This window comes from Brevundimonas sp. (assembly GCF_050729455.1).
Lineage (GTDB): Bacteria > Pseudomonadota > Alphaproteobacteria > Caulobacterales > Caulobacteraceae > Brevundimonas.
On record NZ_JBOHLI010000003.1, the window covers coordinates 50,236 to 66,674 of the forward strand.

Genomic DNA, 16,439 nt, shown 5'->3' on the forward strand with positions numbered 1-16,439 from the left:
TGTTTCGACGGGCGCGACTCAAGCGGTCGCGGTCCGTCCCAGACGCCCTAGATCGGGCCAAGGGCGTCAGTCGTCAACGAAACCTTAAGCCGCGCCTGTGGACGACGCCACCTCTACGGCCCGAACGCACCACGGATCGGACGCCGCGACCTTGGCGCAAAGCGCCGCCGCCTGGGCAGATCCAGCGCGGACCTTCAGCCGCACCAGCCGCCGACCATTAACCTCGACAGGCTCGAAGACCGGGTTCAGACCGCTGGTCCCCTGCCCCAGTCGATCCCACGCCGCCTGGGCCGAGGCCTGACTGGCGTAGGCGCCGAGCTGGATCAGGGCGCTGGATGAGGACGAGGCGACCGCGACCGGTCGCGACGGCTTGGCCTCTGGATGAGACGCCGCCTGCACGTCCGCCAGCGCCTCGGGATCATGAAACACCGACGGCATGGCCGGCAGGACAGCCGCCGCCTTGGCGGTCAGCCCGTCGCGGGCGTCCCACAGCTGATGCGGCGTCAGAAGCTCGACCTTCAGCGGCCTCAGCCCCGCCTCCTCAGCGTTGCGCGGCCCGGCTGGCTCACGTCTGGCTTCAGGCTTGGCCGACAGAGGAATGGCCGCAATGCTCTCGGCCACGCCTTCGAACCGATGCGGATCGGCCTCCGTCATGCCGCAGCCGGCCAGCAGCGCCGCGAGGGCGCCGACCGATCCGAACCGCAGGATGACGGAAGCGTTCATGCCGCCATGCTGAACGCAGTCTTTTGAGACAGGGTTGAGGAACAGGCTTAACGCCCGTTCACGCTTTCATCAGCCGATGGCGCCGACGCAGCCTTCCACGTCGCCCGGCGCCACATCGGCGTCGGTCAGGGCCAGGGTCCAGCCGTGGTTGGTGTTCAGGCCCCAGCGACGCGCGCCCGAGCCGTCGCCGGCGTCGCCGCCGACCGTCACCACCACGCGGCGGCCCGTCGGCAGGGCCGGCGGATCGATCTTGCCCACGGCCAGCGAGGTCGGCGTCTCGCCGCCGTATCCGTCGAAGACGCTCAGCATCGACCATTCACGACGCAGGCCCATCCACCAGGCGTCGTCGGTGTTGATCGACAGAACGGCCACGCCATGACCTTCGGCCGCGTGGGCCAGCGCGGCCTGCGGGTCGCGGACCAGCTTGATGTCGGCGGCGGCGCCGAAGCGCAGACGGGCGCCGTCCACGGCCTTGGCCGGGTCGATGGGGGCCCAGACGTGCACCTGCAGCCGGCCCTGACGGGCCAGGCCCCAGCCGACGATCTCGCGCCACAGGTGCTCGACCGCCTCGCGGTTCTCGGGTTCGCACTGCTTCAGGACGCGCGCCTGAACGGCCTGTTCGCGGTCGGGGCGCAGCTTGATGTGGGGGCCTACGGGTGCGTCCTTGGCCTTGCCCACCTGGGCGGCGACAGCCAGACGGCGCTCGAACAGGTTCAGGATCTGGTCGTCCAGGCTGTCGATCTCGGCGCGCAGGGCGGCCAGCGCCTTCTGCTCGGGCGACAGTTCGGCTTGTTCAGCGGGCCAGACTTGCTGGAGATTGGATTGCGGCATGGGACTTGGCTTTCAGCATTCGAATTTCGATGGGAGATCGCGCCCGCCGAACATCAGGCAGGAACGCGTGCAGGGCCGCTCGGGAGAAGCGGTCGCCAGCGAGACTGTCAGGGTTGGTTAGAAGCCCGACGCCTCAGCCGGCGTATCGAAAGCCGTAATAGCCGTAGCCAAAATAAAAGCCGGCCACCGCGCGCGAGGTGGTTTCAAGGGTCATTTGTGCGCGCAGCGAGGACATGAATCCGGTCCGGTTTCTGGATCAGGGTCGATCCGACCCAATCTTAAAGACGCAAACTTTGTGCGCGGTCAACCCGCAGAGCGAAATCGGTTCGAATGTTTTCGCATTCGAACCGAGATCTTCGCTCCAGAATTATCCGAAAGCCTGTTTCGCCAATCAGGCTTCGGGGGCCGTGAACAGGACAAATCGCGTCCGGTTGTCGCTGAAATCCTGCAGATCGTTGCGCAGGACCGTCAGGCCGTAAACCTCGGCGGCGCGGGCCGGCGCCACGGCGGCGCGGGTCACGTCTTCGGCTTCGGCGACCGCAGCAGCCGCCCCGCCGGTGTCGAAGACCTCAACCGGCGTGATCCGCATCTCGCCCAGGGCCTTGGAGCATTGCTGCAAGGCGACGGGATGGCTCTCGGCCGTTTTGATGTCCGAAATCCGGGCCTCCGGCAGGCCCAGCAGCGCCAGCCGGATCGGCCGCCAGGCCTCGCTGACGACGGTCAGACCCGCCTCGCGCACCAGGGTGGCGGCAGGCTCGACCGTGCCGATGGTCGAGTTCTCGACCGGGATAAGCGCCGACTGGCAGTCGCCCGACAGCAGGGCCTCGATGGCCCCCTGGAAGGTCTCGAAACCAACCGCCTCGTCCCATGGGCGCAGGTCGAGGCAAGCCTCGTGGCTGAAGGCGCCGGGCGCGCCCTGATAGGCGACGCGGCCCGGCCCTTCGTCTTCGGTCGGCGTGGTCACGCGGCCTCGGCGCGCGCCTGGCGGCCGACCTTGAGGCGTTCAGCCACGAGGAAGGCCAGTTCCAGCGCCTGGTCCGCGTTCAGACGCGGATCGCAGTGGGTGTGATAGCGGCTCGACAGGTCGTCTTCTGTCACCGCCTGGGCGCCGCCCAGGCATTCGGTCACGTTCTGGCCGGTCATCTCCAGGTGGACGCCGCCGGGATGGACGCCCTCGGCCTCGGCCACGTCGATGAAGCTGCGGACCTCGCCCATGACGCGGTCGAACGGCCGGGTCTTGTAGCCATTGGCGGCCTTGAGCGTATTGCCGTGCATCGGGTCGATCGACCAGATGACGCGCTTGCCCTCGGCCTTCACCGCCCGCATCAGGGCCGGCAGGCGGTCGCCGATCTTGTCGTGACCGAAGCGGCCGATCAGGGTCAGGCGTCCCGGGATGTTGTTCGGGTTCAGGGCGTCGATCAGCGGCAGGATGTCCTCCGCCGTCATGGTCGGTCCGCACTTGACGCCGATCGGGTTCGAGATGCCGCGCATGAACTCGATGTGGGCGCCGTCCAGCTGGCGGGTGCGCTCGCCGATCCACAGCATATGGGCCGAGGTGTCGAACCATTCGCCCGACGAGCCTTCCAGGCGCGTCAGGGCGCTCTCGACGTTCAGCAGCAGGGCTTCGTGGCTGGTGAAGACCTCGACGCGCGACAGGTCGGGATGGGTCTCGGGCGTAACGCCGACCGCCTCCATGAAGGCCAGGGCCTCGGTGATCTTGTCGGCCAGCTCGCGGTAAGCCGCGCCCGCGCCGTTGTCGGCGAAGCCCAGGGTCCAGCGATGGATGTTGTACAGATCGGCATAGCCGCCGCCCGCGAAGGCGCGCAGCAGGTTCAGCGTCGAGGCCGACTGGTTATAGGCCTTCAGCAGGCGTTGCGGATCGGGCACGCGCTCTTCAGCGGTGAAGCCCATGCCGTTGATGATGTCGCCGCGATAGGACGGCAACTCGACCCCGCCGATCTCTTCCAGCGGCGACGAACGCGGCTTGGCGAACTGGCCGGCGATGCGGCCGACCTTCACCACCGGCTTGCGGCCGGCGAAGGTCAGGACCACCGCCATCTGCAGGATCAGGCGGAAGGTGTCGCGAATATTGTCGGTCGAGAACTCCTTGAAGCTCTCGGCGCAGTCGCCGCCCTGAAGCAGGAAGGCGTTCCCCGCCTCCACTTGCGCGAGATGCTGGGTCAGTTTGCGGGCCTCGCCGGCAAACACCAGGGGCGGCATGGCCCGCAGCTCGTCTTCGACACGGGCCAGTTCGGCCATGTCAGGATAGTCCGTCGGCATATGCACGACGGGCTTGTTTCTCCAGGATTCAGGGGTCCAGCGCTTACTCATGCCGCCTAGATAACCTTCCGGGCGTCTCGGAACAACAAATGTTGCGCCGCAGCGGCAATTCAGATGGGTGACCAGGCCTCGTCAGCGGCCAGCGGCGCGAACAGTTCGTCCAGCACAGCGTCGCTGACGCCCGACAGGTCGGCGGGCGACCACTGCGGAGCGTTGTCCTTGTCGACGATGACGGCGCGCACGCCTTCCTGGAAGTCGTGGGTGCGCACCACCCGACCGCCCAGCGCATATTCCATCGCCATGTTCTCGGCGAAGGAGGTCAGGATCGCGCCGGTGCGGATCTGGCGCAGCGACACCTTCAGCGACTGCGGCGACTTGGTCTTCAGCGTCGCCAGCTGCTTCAGCGCCCAGTCCGAACCGTCGGCTTCCAGCGCGGCGAAGATCGCCTCGACCGTATCGAAGGCGAACAGCCGGTCGATGGCCTCGTGGTGCGCGTCCAGCGGCGCAAGCCCCGCGTCGCCCGCCAGGCGATCCGCCACGGCCTTCGGATCAGCCGGCGCGGCCAGCAGTTCGGCCTTCAGCGCCTCGACGCCCTCGCTCGCCACGAAATGGGTGTGGATGCCCAGCGCCACGGTGTCCGCTGCCTTCAGCCGCGCGCCGGTCAGCGCCAGCCAGACGCCCGTCTGCCCCGGCAGGCGCGGCAGGAACCAGCCCCCGCCCACGTCGGGGAACAGACCGATGCCCGTCTCGGGCATGGCGTAGGTGGTGCGCTCGGTGGCGATGCGGACGTCCGCCGGTTCGCTGATGCCCACGCCGCCGCCCATGACAATGCCGTCGACGACAGCCGTGATCGGCTTCGGATAGGCGAAAAGTAGATGGTTCAGCTGATACTCGGTCTTGAAGAAGGCCTTGGCCTCCGACGCGTCCCCCGCCCCGCTCTCGGCGATCATGCGGATGTCGCCCCCGGCGCAGAAGCCGCGCTCGCCCGCGTGGTCGATCAGCACCGACTTCACGGCGTCGTCCTCACGCCACGCCAGCAGCGCCTCGATCATCGCCTCGCACATGGCGCGGTTCAGCGCATGGATCGCCTTGGGCCGGTTCAGGGTGATGCGACCGACCCCACCTTCGATGCGGGTGATGACTTCAGCGTCGCTCATCGGGCCAGTTCCCGCGCGATGATGACGCGCATGATCTCGTTGGTGCCTTCAAGGATGCGGTGGACCCGCAGGTCGCGCACGATCCGCTCCAGCGGATAGTCCTTCAGATAGCCATAGCCGCCGTGCAGCTGCAGCGCCTCGTCGGCGAGCTGGAAGCAGGCGTCGGTGGCCAGCCGCTTGGCCATGGCGCACCACTTGGTCTTCTCGGGATGCTCATTGTCGATGGCCCAGGCCCCGCGCAGCACCATCAGGCGCGCCGCCTCCAGATCCGTCGCCATGTCCGCCAGACGGAACTGCAGGGCCTGGAACTGGCCGATGGCCTGTCCGAACTGCTTGCGGGTGGTGACGTATTCCTGCGCCGTCTCCAGCGCCAGCCGCGCCCCGCCCAACGAGCAGGCGGCGATGTTCAGCCGCCCGCCGTCCAGACCGGCCATGGCGTATTTGAAGCCCGCGCCTTCCTCGCCCACCAAATTGGCGACCGGCACCCGGCAGTCGTCGAAGCTGACCACGGCGGTCGGCTGGGCGTTCCAGCCCATCTTCTTCTCATTGGCGCCGAACGACAAGCCGGGCGTCCCCGCCTCGACCACGATGGTCGAGACGCCCTTGGCGCCCTCGCCGCCCGTGCGGACCATGACGACATAGACGTCCGACACGCCCGCGCCGGAAATGAAGGCCTTGGAACCGTTCAGCACATAGTGGTCGCCGTCGCGCACCGCCGTGGTCCGCAGCGCCGCCGCGTCCGACCCCGAGCCCGGCTCGGTCAGACAATAGGAGGCGATCTTGTCCATCGCCACCAGCGACGGCACGAACCGCGAGCGCAGGTCCTCAGACCCGAACTTGTCGATCATCCAGGTCGCCATGTTGTGGATCGAGATGAAGGCCGCCGTCGCCACGTCCCCGCGCGACAGCTCCTCGAAGATGATGGCCGCCTCGACGCGGCCCAGGGCCATGCCGCCGTGCTCTTCGCCCGTATAGATGCCGCAGAAGCCCATCTCGGCCGCCGACTTCATCACCTCGACCGGGAAATGCTTGTCCTCGTCCCACTGGGCCGAGTGCGGCGCCAGCTCGGCGTCGGCGAAGGCCCGCGCCGCATCCTGGATCGCGCGCTGATCGTCGTTGAGGGCGAAGTCCATGATCTATACTCCCGACTCTGCCCTCTGACGGGGCGTTCTTGCTGCTTCTATCCAAGGCCCGGCGAAACGTCACCCCGCCAGCGCCTTGCGCCGCATCTTGTGTCCGCCTGTGACGCAGGGACGCGCTAGTCTCTGCCTTTCGAAGCGTCGATTTCAGACGATTCAGACGAATTGGACTCTGTTTTTTCGCGACCGACTTCCGATATCCGGCCGCCAAGGCCGTTTCCCTGCCCCGCCGAGGGGACTATGAGCGCTGCATGACCCTGCCCTTCCAGCCCGCCGCCTTCCCCTACGCCCGCCCGCGTCGCCTGCGTTCGCAGCCCTGGGTGCGCCGTCTGGTCGCCGAGACGACCCTGACGCCCGCCGACCTGATCTGGCCGATCATCGTCCATGACGGCGCCGAGGAGCGCGTGCCCGTCGCCTCCATGCCCGGCGTCTTCCGCCTGTCGCCGAAGGAAGCCGCCAAGGCCGCCGTCGAGGCCCGCGATCTGGGCATCCCCATGATCGCCCTCTTCCCCAACGTGAACGACAGCCTGAAGGACAGCGTCGGCACCGCCGCCAGCGACCCGGACGGTCTGATCCCCGACTGCATCAAGGCCATCAAGGACGCCGCGCCCGAGATCGGCGTCATGACCGACGTCGCCCTGGACTGCTACACCGACCACGGCCACGACGGGGTTCTGGAGAACGGCCGCATCGTCAACGACCCGACGCTGGAACGCCTGGCCGAACAGGCCTTCATCCACGCCCACGCCGGCGCCGACGCCGTGGCCCCCTCCGACATGATGGACGGCCGCGTCCAGGCCATCCGCGAAGCGCTGGAGGCCAACGGCCTGTCGGACACCCTGATCATCAGCTACGCGGCCAAATACGCCTCGGCCTTCTACGGCCCCTATCGCGACGCGGTGGGTTCGTCCAAGTCTCTGACCGGCGACAAGAAGACCTATCAGATGGACTACGCCAACGCTGACGAGGCCCTGCGCGAGGTGGCGATGGACATTTCCGAAGGCGCCGACGCCCTGATCGTCAAGCCGGGCCTGCCCTACCTCGACATCGTCCGCCTGGTCTCGGACACCTTCAAGATCCCGACCTTCGCCTATCAGGTGTCCGGCGAGTACGCGATGATGCAGGCCTCCATCGCCAACGGCTGGCTGGAGGAAGACCGCGCCATCCTGGAAACCCTGCACGCCTTCAAGCGCGCGGGCGCGTCCGGCGTTCTCAGCTACTTCGCGCCCAAGGCGGCGCGGCTGCTGGGCTAACCTCTTCCTTCTCCCCTTGTGGGAGAAGGTGGCTTTCCAACCTATCATCATATCTAGGAATTTTCGACCCTAGATGAGCTGTGTCGAGACTGTGAAGCTGTGAAGCTGCGCACGAACCGTGCCATCCTGCTCGCTGCTCGCTGCTCGCTGCACGCGGCTGTCATGCTCGAAGATGAGCGAAAGTCTCGCCCCCATACGCCAGATCTCTTCTTGACGTTACAATTTGAATTGTAACGTAAAACTACGTATTGCAAAACTCTGTGAATTTCCGCCTTTGCAGTCGCGCTACAACTGAAGCGGGGGCTCACAATGTATCTGGACACTTCAGCAAGACCCGCGAGCCCTTCACGCGCCGCCGCATGCCTCGCCATGATTGTGTTTCTAGCCAACGACGCGCATGCGCAATCCACGACCATCTATGCTTACGATGCCCAGGGACGCCTCGTTTCGGTGACCCGCTCTGACGGACCGTCGACGGCCTACGCCTATGACGGAGCCGACAATCGCACCCAGCGGACAATTGCTGTTTCGGGAAGCGTGCCCAATGCGTTCGAACTTGGCGGGCCCGCGTCGGCGGCTTCGGGCGCCTGGGCTACCTCCGCCCTCGTCACAGTGAGCGGTGTAAGCGCGGCTGTCCCGGTCACCATCGCTGGCGGTCAGTACAACATCAACGCCGGCGCCTGGCGGACGGCGGCGGGTTCCGTCTCATCGGGCCAAACATTGCAGGTTCGCGTCCAGGCTCCTGCGGCTGGCGGCGCAAGCCAGACCGCCACCCTCGACATCGGCGGCGTCTCCGACACCTTCGTCGTCTCTTCCATCGTCGACACGACGCCGAACGCCTTCAACCTGGGCGGCCCCGTCACGGTCGCACCCTATGCCTGGGCGGAAACCCAACCCTTCACGATCAGCGGCATCAATGTCCCGGTCCCGATCACAGTCGCCAAGGGCGAATACCGCATCGATTCCGGCGCTTGGGTCACGACGGGAGGAACTGTGTCAGCAGGACAGATGGTTCAGATGCGCGTGAGGGCTATCGCTGCAGGCTATTCCACCTCAGGCACCCTCGCTGTCAGCGACGTCGCCCGCACCTTCACAGTTACTGCTGCAGGCGTCGTTATCCCCCCCGAGGGCTGCACCCCGCCGCCCGGCAAGGACTACTGCGAAGAAATGTGACGCCCGGACGCCGTCCCTAACTCAGGTCCGGCGCCATCTTCACATCGTGACCTGCACGGAAGCGCGCGCTCGCCTCCCCCAAGAAAAAAGCATTTAAGAAGGAGGGCGATCCATGAAGCGCCTGAGACTGTCTGTCAGCGCATCGACCGTGGCGCTTCTTCTCGGCGCCGGATTCGAGGCCCAGGCGCAAAACGCCCTGTTCTCGCCGCCGCCGGAGACCTACAGCATCGACGCGCGCGGCGTGGATCTGCTGTCGGGTCGGCCGGTGCGCAATCGGCGCCTGGTCTCGATCGGTCAGCCGGGATCCGGCGGCCTGTCCTATGACCGCACCTATATCGGCGGTTCCTGGCGCGACAACGTCACCGGCGCCGTGACGCTCAGCCCCGACCTGTCCATCGTTTCCGTGAGCATCGGCGGCGTCACCGACGTCTTCACCAAGTCGGGCGCGACCTATGCGCCCAGAAGGAACCTGGGTCAGACGCTGAGCCTGACGGGCGGCGTCTACACCTATCGCACCAGCGACGGCGTCGAGTATCGCTTCGACCAGAGCCTGCAGGATCAAAGGTTGAGCGCGCCCCAGTACCAGGCCAATGGCGGAAGACTGTCACGCATCACTCGCCCCAATGGCGAGATCATCTCCTTCCGCTATGAGACCGCCGAGGAATGGGGCGAGGTCCAGGGCACGCCCGAGGACCAGAAGTTCTGGGCGATCCGCCTTCGCGAAGTCAGCAACAACTTCGGCTACGCCCTGTTCTTCCACTATCAACAGGAAGCTACGCCCAACTACCTGACTTACGGCTTCTGGCAACGTCTGGCCGGCGTGACCGCCTATAACAAAGCCGAATGCGGCGGCGGCAGCTGGAACGGGCCGTCGGCCTGTCCCGGCCAGAACTGGCCCAGCGTGACCTTCGACGGCGGCAAGACGACCGATCAAAGCGGACGCGTGACCTTCTACGGCTCGCAAGGCGCCAATCAACTGGTCATGCGCCTACCCGAAAACCCGACGGTCGACGCGATCAGGTACACCACGGACGCCAACCAGCGCGTCACCGCCGTGGAGCAGGCCGGCAGCACCTGGAACTATGCCTATGCCGAGGCGGGAGGCGTGCGCACCATATCGACGACGGCTCCGGACGCCAGCGTCACCACGGCCAAGGTCGATACGTCGTCCGGATTGCTGGTCTCGATCAAGGACCCGCTGAACCGTGAAACCCTCTATGGACACGACAGCCAGCGCCGCCTGTCAAAGGTCACCTACCCTCAGTTGAACAGCACCGGCTACACCTACGACGCCCGTGGCAATATCACCCGCATCACAGCCTCGCCGCCGCCGTCGGTGACCGCCACGCCCCTGAGCGTCTCGGCCACCTATCCGACCAGCTGCGTCAACAACATCACCTGCAACCTGCCCCTCACCACCACGGATGCACGCGGCGGGGTCACCGACTACACCTATGACGCCGCGCACGGCGGCCTATTGACCGTCACCGCCCCGGCGCCGACCGCTGGCACCGTCCGCCCTCAGACGCGCATCGCTTATGCGCCGCAAACCGCCCGCTACGAGAACGCCGCCGGCGTCCTGACGGCCGCGCCGTCGCCGATCATTCTGCCCGTCTCCAGCTCGACCTGCGTCACAGGCGCGTCTTGCGCCGGAACCGCCGATGAGGTGAAGACCTCGATTGTCTACGGCTCCCCTGGCGCTGCCAATAATCTTCTGCCCACCTCCACGACGACGGGCGCAGGCGACGGCTCGCTGACGGCCACGACGGCCGTAACCTACACGGCCCAGGGCGACGTCGCCGCCGTCGACGGCCCCCTGCCCGGCGCGGCGGACACCACCACCTATCGCTATGACGCCGCCCGACAATTGGTCGGCGTCGTCGGCCCCGATCCCGATGGCGCCGGCGCCCTGCTGCACCGAGCGCAACGCACGACCTATAACCAGAACGGCCAGGTCGTTCTGTCCGAAGTCGGCACGGCGACGGGGACGAGCGACGCTGACTGGGCCGCCTTCAACAGCCTGCAGCAAGCATCCGCTAGCTACGACGCCTATGGGCGCGCCACGCATCAGCGCCAGCAGTCCGGCGGAACGACCCATGCCCTGAGCCAGGTCAGCTATGACGCCGCAGGGCGCCTAGACTGCACCGTAACCCGCATGAACCCGGCGACCTTCGCCAGCCCGCCGGCCTCGGCCTGCACGGCGACCACGGCAGGCTCCTTCGGCCCCGACCGGATCACCCAGAACCTCTATGACAAGGCCGGTCAGTTGGTCTCGACGACCTCTGGCGTCGGCGCGGGCCCCATCACCGAACGGGCCTCCTACACCGCCAACGGTATGCCCCTGACCCTGACCGACGGTCAGGGCAATGTCTCGACGATCGAGTACGACGGCTTCGACCGCGCCGTGAAGATGCGCTATCCCAATGCTACGGGCGGCGGTTCCTCGACGACCGACTATGAGCAGTACACATACGACGCTGCAGGCAATGTCACCCAGTATCGGAACCGAGCAGGCGAGCTCATCGGCGTCCAATATGACGCTCTGAACCGCGCCGTCACCCAGGGCGGCTCGGCCATTGCCGACCGAACCTTCTCTTACGACAATCTGGACCGCCTGACCGGCGCAGCCATGTCGGGAGGCGGATCGTCCCTCTCCCGCGCTTGGGATGCGCTTGGACGGATGACCAACGAGACCCAGAACCCACTCGGCAAGACGGTCAGCTATCAGTACGATCTGGCGGGACGCCGCACAGGACTGGCATGGCCCGACGGCTTCTTCGTCAACTACGACTACAATGTCGCCGGAGACTTGACCGCGATCCGCGAGAACGGCGCTACAGACTGGAATTTGGCAACCTACGCCCATGACAATCTGGGACGTCGCACGCGAGCCTACCGCGGCAATACTGTCCCGACCGACTACGGCTATGATGGCGCGAACCGCCTGACCAGTCTGTCGCACAACCTGCGCGACACCGCCGCCGACGTGACTTTCACATTCGCCTATAATCCGCCTGGCCAGGTCGTCAGCCGGACAGTGTCCAATCCCGCCTACGTCAACACACCTTCGCTGGGCGCTACCGGCTATGTGAACAACGGCAAGAACCAGGTGACTTCGGTCGGCGGTTCGGCTGTGACCTATGATGCGCGCCAGAACATCGCTGCCGCGCCCATGGGGGCTTACGTCTACGACGGCCTCAATCAGATGACCTCGGCCACGGTGGCTGGCGCGACGACCACCTTCGGCTACGATCCGGCCGGCCGGATGTTCCAGATGGGCGCCACCCGGCTGCTGCATGACGGCGCGCGACCGATGGCCGAGTATGACGCCGCGGGCAATATCGTCCGCCGGCACGTGCCGGGCTTGATCATGGACGAAACGGTGCTGTCCTACGAAGGGGCAGGCTTCACCGGTCGTCGTTGGCTGATCGCAGATGAACGCCAGTCCGCCATCGCCTACGCCGACAGTACGGCTGCGGCTGTCAACATCAATACCTATGACGAGTACGGGCAGCCGACCGCCGGCAACACCGGCCTGTTCCAGTACACTGGCCAGATCTGGCTGCCGCAGGCGCAGGCCTATCACTACAAGGCCCGCGTCTATGCGCCACAACTCGGGCGGTTCATGCAGCCCGACCCGATTGGATATCAAGCCGGGAGCAATCTCTACGGTTACGTTGGCGGTGACCCCATCAACGCCAATGATCCGTGGGGCCTGCGAGAAGACAGCGCAACTACTGTTGGCCCCATAGTTGTAATAGGACACAGAAACGAATGCCAAAGAGGCGCAACGTGTTTATCCGAACGAAACGAGATCGACAACTTTCTTAGTCAAACAGTAAATATAGCGGATGTTATAATTAGCGGAGCGAGAAAGGCAAAAGAACGAGTACAAAGCTGTTCGTCGGCACCAATTTCATCCTCCGAAGAAAGATATTCTCGAGATGGCAATAGATTGGCCTTTTGGAACAGCCGCGCATCGAGGGGAGACCCCTTGGCACGAACCGCGCTATCCATAGTTCAGGATCGAGGCTTCGGAGCCGCTGCGAACGACGCCCTTGCCACCGCAATTTTCAAACGAAACGCCCAGGCAGGAGCCCCCCAACCTCTACATGCCGTCCAGCATGAAGTTAACCAAATAGGAATACAACTAATGAGGGCGCACGTGACCGCGGTAAATGAACAAGGAAGCCCAAGCGCAGCGCAAGTTGCCGTGTACCACTACGGCGTATTTGCAGAAAATGGACTTTTGAGTTCAACTTTTGGCGGATCTTTTATAACAGGAACCGCAGCTGAAGCATTTGCTTCATCCGGAATATGGAGGTCATGCTTGTGAAAATTAGTCGCTACGCATTGGCGTCATTTTTAATATTATCTTCATGCAACAACCAAGACACAACCACATACAAAGTGGGTGAAAATTCATTCGTGGTTCCAAATATTTTTTTGGAGAAAGAGCAAATTCCGTGGCTTCCCCCAATTGGAAGAAATTCTTTCATTGTATCAATACCTTCTGAAGATAAGAAAATATCATTCAAGGCAAGCATAGAAGATCGAAAAGATAACTGCACAGTCGAGAAAATTCGCTCCAAAAGCATGAAAAATGATGCCTGCGAAGGAGTGACAATGCCGTTGTCGAATGAAACTATTAACTCTATGAAACGAGAAGGCAACGAGACCTACTGGGTATACAAATACAAAATCGGTTCGATAGAAAAAATAGCAGCATCATGCTCCCTCCTAAGGAGCGACGAAGGGCTGTGCGTATCAATAATTCCCTACAAAAATACCATAGTAACCATTTATTATTCTGATAATAATCAGGACAATATTTATAATTCAAGAAAAACTGTAACATCTAGCCTCGCCAGATGGGACAATGCTCCGCATTAATAGCAAAGGCGCCAAAGAGATTATGATCAAGCTTCTCAGGGGCATTTGGCGTACCATCACGACGGCAACAGCTACGGCAGCCCCAGCCATCGCCCACGCGCAGACCACTCTCGCTGACCCCCGCGGTTCTGGCCCGATCGTCTCCGCTGTCCAGTGGCTGCAAGGCACCCTGCTGGGCACCATCGCCACGGTCGTCGCTGTGATCGCCGTGGCCTGCGTGGGCCTGTTGATGCTGAGCGGTCGGATCAACTGGCGTCATGGCGCAGTCGTCATCCTGGGCTGCTTCATCCTGTTCGGTGCCGCCAGCATCGTAGCCGGCATCCGCTCGACCGCCGGCGTCATCGGCTGACGCCTTGGAGCAGCTTGACCGCGCGCCCCTGTTCACGGCCCTGACGCGCCCGCAGATGTTTGCGGGCGTCACTTACAGCTACTTCATCATCAACGCCGTGATCGCGGTGGAGCTGTTCCTGGTGTTCCGCTCGATCTGGGTCCTGCCGATGGCTCTGGTCATCCACGGCGTCGGCGTCCTGCTGTGCCTGCGCGAGCCGCGCATCATCGACCTGTGGCTGACCCGGATCGGGAAGTGCCCGCGCGTCCGCAACCACAAGATCTGGCGATGCAACTCCTACCGTCCCTGAGCCAGGGGGCGAAGACGGTGAAGCGCGAACAGACGGCAGGCTCTCACCTGCCCTATGCGCGTCATGTCGACGATTATACGCTGGAGACGCGCGACGGCCTGCTGCTGCAAACGATCCGGCTACGCGGCCTGCTGTTCGAGACGGCGGACACGGGCGAGCTCAACTATCGCAAGAGCCTACGCGACGCCATGTTGCGCGCCATCGGTACGTCGCGCTTCGCCCTCTATCACCACGTAGTGCGGCGACGCGCCGAGATCGACCTCGACGCCGACTACCCCGACGCCTTCTCGCAGAGCCTCGGCGACCGCTGGGCCTACCGGCTGGGCGCCAAGCGGTTGTTCGTCAACGACCTCTACCTGACCCTGGTCCGCCGCCCGCTTCAGGGCCGCATCGGTCTGGCCGACCAGATCCGCAGCTGGGTCACGCGCACCGGACAGGCGCCGGACGCCAGCCTGTCCTATGAACTGGCCCAGTTGAACGCCGGCCGCGACGCGCTGCTAGCGACCCTGGGCGAATACGAACCGCACCTGCTCGGCGTCTACGACACCCCCAACGGCGCCTGCTCGGAACCGCTGGAGTTCCTGTCCTCGCTCTACAATGGCGAAGAGCGGCCCGTGCTGCTGCCGCGCCAGGACCTGGGGTCCTATCTGCCCTACCGCAGGGTGAGCTTCGGTCAGGAAGCCGTTGAGCTTTCAGCCGCAGGCCATTTGCCGCGCAGCTTCCTCGGCATCGTCTCGATCAAGGACTACCCGGCCTATAGCGTGCCCGGCATGTTCGACGAGCTGATGCGCCTGCCCTTTGAACTGACCATCACCCAGTCCTTCGCCTTCGTGGAACGGCAGGCGGCGCTGGAGCGGATGAACCTGGCGCTTCGACGCATGCGGTCCGCCGAGGACGAGGCCGTCTCCCTGCGCGGCGAATTGGCCCAGGCCAAGGACGACGTCGCTGCCGGGCGCGCCGGCTACGGCGAGCACCACATGACCATCGCCGTGCGCGGCGACAGCCCCGCAGCCGTCGACGCCGGCGTCGCCGAGGTCACGGCGGCCCTGGCGGACATGGGAGTCGTCGCCGTCCGCGAAGAGATCGCACTGGAGCCCGCCTTCTGGGCCCAGTTCCCAGCGAACTTCAAATACATCGCCCGGCGCGGACTGGTGTCGACCAACAATTTCGCCGGTCTGGCCAGCATCCACAACTTCCCAACTGGCCAAGCGATGGGCGCGCACTGGGGCGACGCCGTCACCCTGCTGGAGACGACGGCGGCCGGTCCCTACCACTTCAACTTTCACCAGGGCGACCTGGGCAACTTCACCGTCATCGGCCCGTCCGGCTCAGGCAAGACGGTCGTGCTCAACTTCCTCCTAGCCCAGGCGCGCAAGCTCGATCCGCGCATCATCTTCTTCGACAAGGACCGGGGGGCGGAACTGTTCATCCGCGCCATCGGCGGTCGCTATGATCAGCTCCGTCCCGGCCAAGCCTCCGGGCTCAACCCTCTCCAACTGGAAGACACCCCGGCCAATCGGGGCTTCCTGGTCGACTGGCTCAGTCAGCTCGCCGGCGGCGCCGATCTCGAAGAGCTGGAGCGGATCAGGGAGGCCGTCAGCGCCAGCTACGACCAGCCCGAGACGCACCGGCGCCTGAGGCATCTGGTCGAGCTGTTCCGCGGCGGGCACCGCCCTCACGCCGGCGATCTCTGGTCGCGACTGCGTCCCTGGTGGGGTGACGGCGAACGCGCCTGGTTGTTCGACAACCCCGAAGACCTGACCGATCTGTCGGTGCGGACCGTCGGCTTCGACATGACGGTGCTGCTGGACGATCCGGCCGTGCGCACTCCGGCCATGATGTACCTGTTCCACCGGGTGGAGGAGCGGCTCGACGGCTCACCCGCCATCATCGTCGTCGACGAGGGCTGGAAGGCCCTGGACGACGAAGTCTTCGTGCGGCGCATCAAGGATTGGGAAAAGACCATCCGCAAGCGCAACGGCATCGTCGGCTTCGCCACCCAGAGCGCCCAGGACGCGCTGGAAAGCCGTATCGCCAGCGCCATCATCGAACAGGCCGCGACGCAGATCTTCATGGTCAACGCCAAGGCGCGCGCCGAGGACTATGTCGGGGGCTTCGGCCTGACGCTGCATGAGTACGACCTGATCCGCACCCTGCCGGACAGCGCCCACTGCTTCCTGATCAAGCGCGGCGGCGAAAGCGTCGTCGTCCGCCTCGACCTGTCGGGCGAGAAGGACATCCTGACGATCCTGTCCGGCCGCGAACGGTCGGTGCGGCTGCTGGATGATATCCGCGCCTCGGTCGGTGATGAACCCGCGAACTGGATGACGACGCTGCTGGAGCGGGCGTGAC

General features: G+C 64.8%; 13 protein-coding genes. 7 read left to right on the top strand and 6 right to left on the bottom strand.

The genetic code is table 11. The annotated features are described in order from the left end of the window. Positions 1-84 precede the first annotated feature (84 nt). The 6 genes from ACREEF_RS01550 to ACREEF_RS01575 form a co-directional block, all read right to left on the bottom strand. Positions 85-723, bottom strand: a complete 639-nt coding sequence (locus ACREEF_RS01550) for an SPOR domain-containing protein (RefSeq protein WP_431563855.1) — start codon at positions 721-723, stop codon at positions 85-87. Between the two features lie 69 nt (positions 724-792). Continuing rightward, complete coding sequence (locus tag ACREEF_RS01555; protein WP_431563856.1) at positions 793-1,554, bottom strand: chorismate mutase; 762 nt, start codon at positions 1,552-1,554, stop codon at positions 793-795. A gap of 391 nt (positions 1,555-1,945) precedes the next feature. Next, positions 1,946-2,518, bottom strand: coding sequence for a prephenate dehydratase domain-containing protein (locus tag ACREEF_RS01560; protein ID WP_431563857.1), 573 nt, complete (start codon positions 2,516-2,518; stop codon positions 1,946-1,948). Beyond that, the gene (locus tag ACREEF_RS01565) at positions 2,515-3,885 is read right to left on the bottom strand and encodes a class II 3-deoxy-7-phosphoheptulonate synthase (protein WP_431563858.1); all 1,371 of its coding nucleotides are present in this window, start codon (positions 3,883-3,885) and stop codon (positions 2,515-2,517) included. The genes ACREEF_RS01560 and ACREEF_RS01565 overlap by 4 nt, the downstream gene beginning before the upstream one ends. Positions 3,886-3,944: 59 nt before the next feature. Next, entirely contained in the window at positions 3,945-4,991 is a 1,047-nt protein-coding gene (locus tag ACREEF_RS01570) for an enoyl-CoA hydratase/isomerase family protein (protein ID WP_431563859.1), read from the bottom strand. After that, positions 4,988-6,124: an isobutyryl-CoA dehydrogenase gene (locus ACREEF_RS01575; RefSeq protein ID WP_431563860.1), complete on the bottom strand. Its 1,137-nt coding sequence runs from the start codon at positions 6,122-6,124 to the stop codon at positions 4,988-4,990. The genes ACREEF_RS01570 and ACREEF_RS01575 overlap by 4 nt, the downstream gene beginning before the upstream one ends. A 257-nt stretch (positions 6,125-6,381) precedes the next feature. Between ACREEF_RS01575 and hemB the strand changes: the two genes are divergently transcribed. The 7 genes from hemB to ACREEF_RS01610 all read left to right on the top strand — a co-directional run bounded on the left by hemB (position 6,382) and on the right by ACREEF_RS01610 (position 16,438). Beyond that, positions 6,382-7,383, top strand: coding sequence for a porphobilinogen synthase (gene hemB, locus ACREEF_RS01580; protein WP_431563861.1), 1,002 nt, complete (start codon positions 6,382-6,384; stop codon positions 7,381-7,383). A 309-nt stretch (positions 7,384-7,692) separates the two neighbouring features. Continuing rightward, the gene (locus ACREEF_RS01585; RefSeq protein ID WP_431563862.1) at positions 7,693-8,556 is read left to right on the top strand and encodes an RHS repeat domain-containing protein; all 864 of its coding nucleotides are present in this window, start codon (positions 7,693-7,695) and stop codon (positions 8,554-8,556) included. Positions 8,557-8,668: 112 nt separating this feature from the next. Next, on the top strand, positions 8,669-12,892 hold the full coding sequence (locus ACREEF_RS01590) for an RHS repeat domain-containing protein (RefSeq protein WP_431563863.1): 4,224 nt from the start codon (positions 8,669-8,671) through the stop codon (positions 12,890-12,892). Continuing rightward, positions 12,883-13,449 (top strand): hypothetical protein, encoded by a 567-nt coding sequence (locus tag ACREEF_RS01595; protein ID WP_431563864.1) that lies wholly within the window; start codon positions 12,883-12,885, stop codon positions 13,447-13,449. The genes ACREEF_RS01590 and ACREEF_RS01595 overlap by 10 nt, the downstream gene beginning before the upstream one ends. Before the next feature lie 22 nt (positions 13,450-13,471). After that, on the top strand, positions 13,472-13,798 hold the full coding sequence (locus ACREEF_RS01600) for a TrbC/VirB2 family protein (RefSeq protein ID WP_431563865.1): 327 nt from the start codon (positions 13,472-13,474) through the stop codon (positions 13,796-13,798). A gap of 4 nt (positions 13,799-13,802) precedes the next feature. Next, positions 13,803-14,087 carry a type IV secretion system protein VirB3 gene (locus ACREEF_RS01605; RefSeq protein ID WP_431563866.1) on the top strand — a complete coding sequence of 95 codons (285 nt, stop codon included), beginning with the start codon at positions 13,803-13,805 and terminating at the stop codon, positions 14,085-14,087. Beyond that, positions 14,066-16,438, top strand: a complete 2,373-nt coding sequence (locus ACREEF_RS01610; protein ID WP_431563867.1) for a VirB4 family type IV secretion/conjugal transfer ATPase — start codon at positions 14,066-14,068, stop codon at positions 16,436-16,438. The genes ACREEF_RS01605 and ACREEF_RS01610 overlap by 22 nt, the downstream gene beginning before the upstream one ends. Position 16,439 lies beyond the last annotated feature (1 nt).

What these genes read in the sequence shown, in the direction of transcription:
- ACREEF_RS01550 (WP_431563855.1), bottom strand. Translation starts at nt 723, where the DNA reads ATGAACGCTTCCGTCATCCTGCGGTTCGGATCGGTCGGCGCCCTCGCG.
- ACREEF_RS01555 (WP_431563856.1), bottom strand. Translation starts at nt 1,554, where the DNA reads ATGCCGCAATCCAATCTCCAGCAAGTCTGGCCCGCTGAACAAGCCGAA.
- ACREEF_RS01565 (WP_431563858.1), bottom strand. Translation starts at nt 3,885, where the DNA reads ATGAGTAAGCGCTGGACCCCTGAATCCTGGAGAAACAAGCCCGTCGTG.
- ACREEF_RS01570 (WP_431563859.1), bottom strand. Translation starts at nt 4,991, where the DNA reads ATGAGCGACGCTGAAGTCATCACCCGCATCGAAGGTGGGGTCGGTCGC.
- ACREEF_RS01575 (WP_431563860.1), bottom strand. Translation starts at nt 6,124, where the DNA reads ATGGACTTCGCCCTCAACGACGATCAGCGCGCGATCCAGGATGCGGCG.
- hemB (WP_431563861.1), top strand. Translation starts at nt 6,382, where the DNA reads ATGACCCTGCCCTTCCAGCCCGCCGCCTTCCCCTACGCCCGCCCGCGT.
- ACREEF_RS01585 (WP_431563862.1), top strand. Translation starts at nt 7,693, where the DNA reads ATGTATCTGGACACTTCAGCAAGACCCGCGAGCCCTTCACGCGCCGCC.
- ACREEF_RS01590 (WP_431563863.1), top strand. Translation starts at nt 8,669, where the DNA reads ATGAAGCGCCTGAGACTGTCTGTCAGCGCATCGACCGTGGCGCTTCTT.
- ACREEF_RS01595 (WP_431563864.1), top strand. Translation starts at nt 12,883, where the DNA reads ATGCTTGTGAAAATTAGTCGCTACGCATTGGCGTCATTTTTAATATTA.
- ACREEF_RS01600 (WP_431563865.1), top strand. Translation starts at nt 13,472, where the DNA reads ATGATCAAGCTTCTCAGGGGCATTTGGCGTACCATCACGACGGCAACA.
- ACREEF_RS01610 (WP_431563867.1), top strand. Translation starts at nt 14,066, where the DNA reads ATGCAACTCCTACCGTCCCTGAGCCAGGGGGCGAAGACGGTGAAGCGC.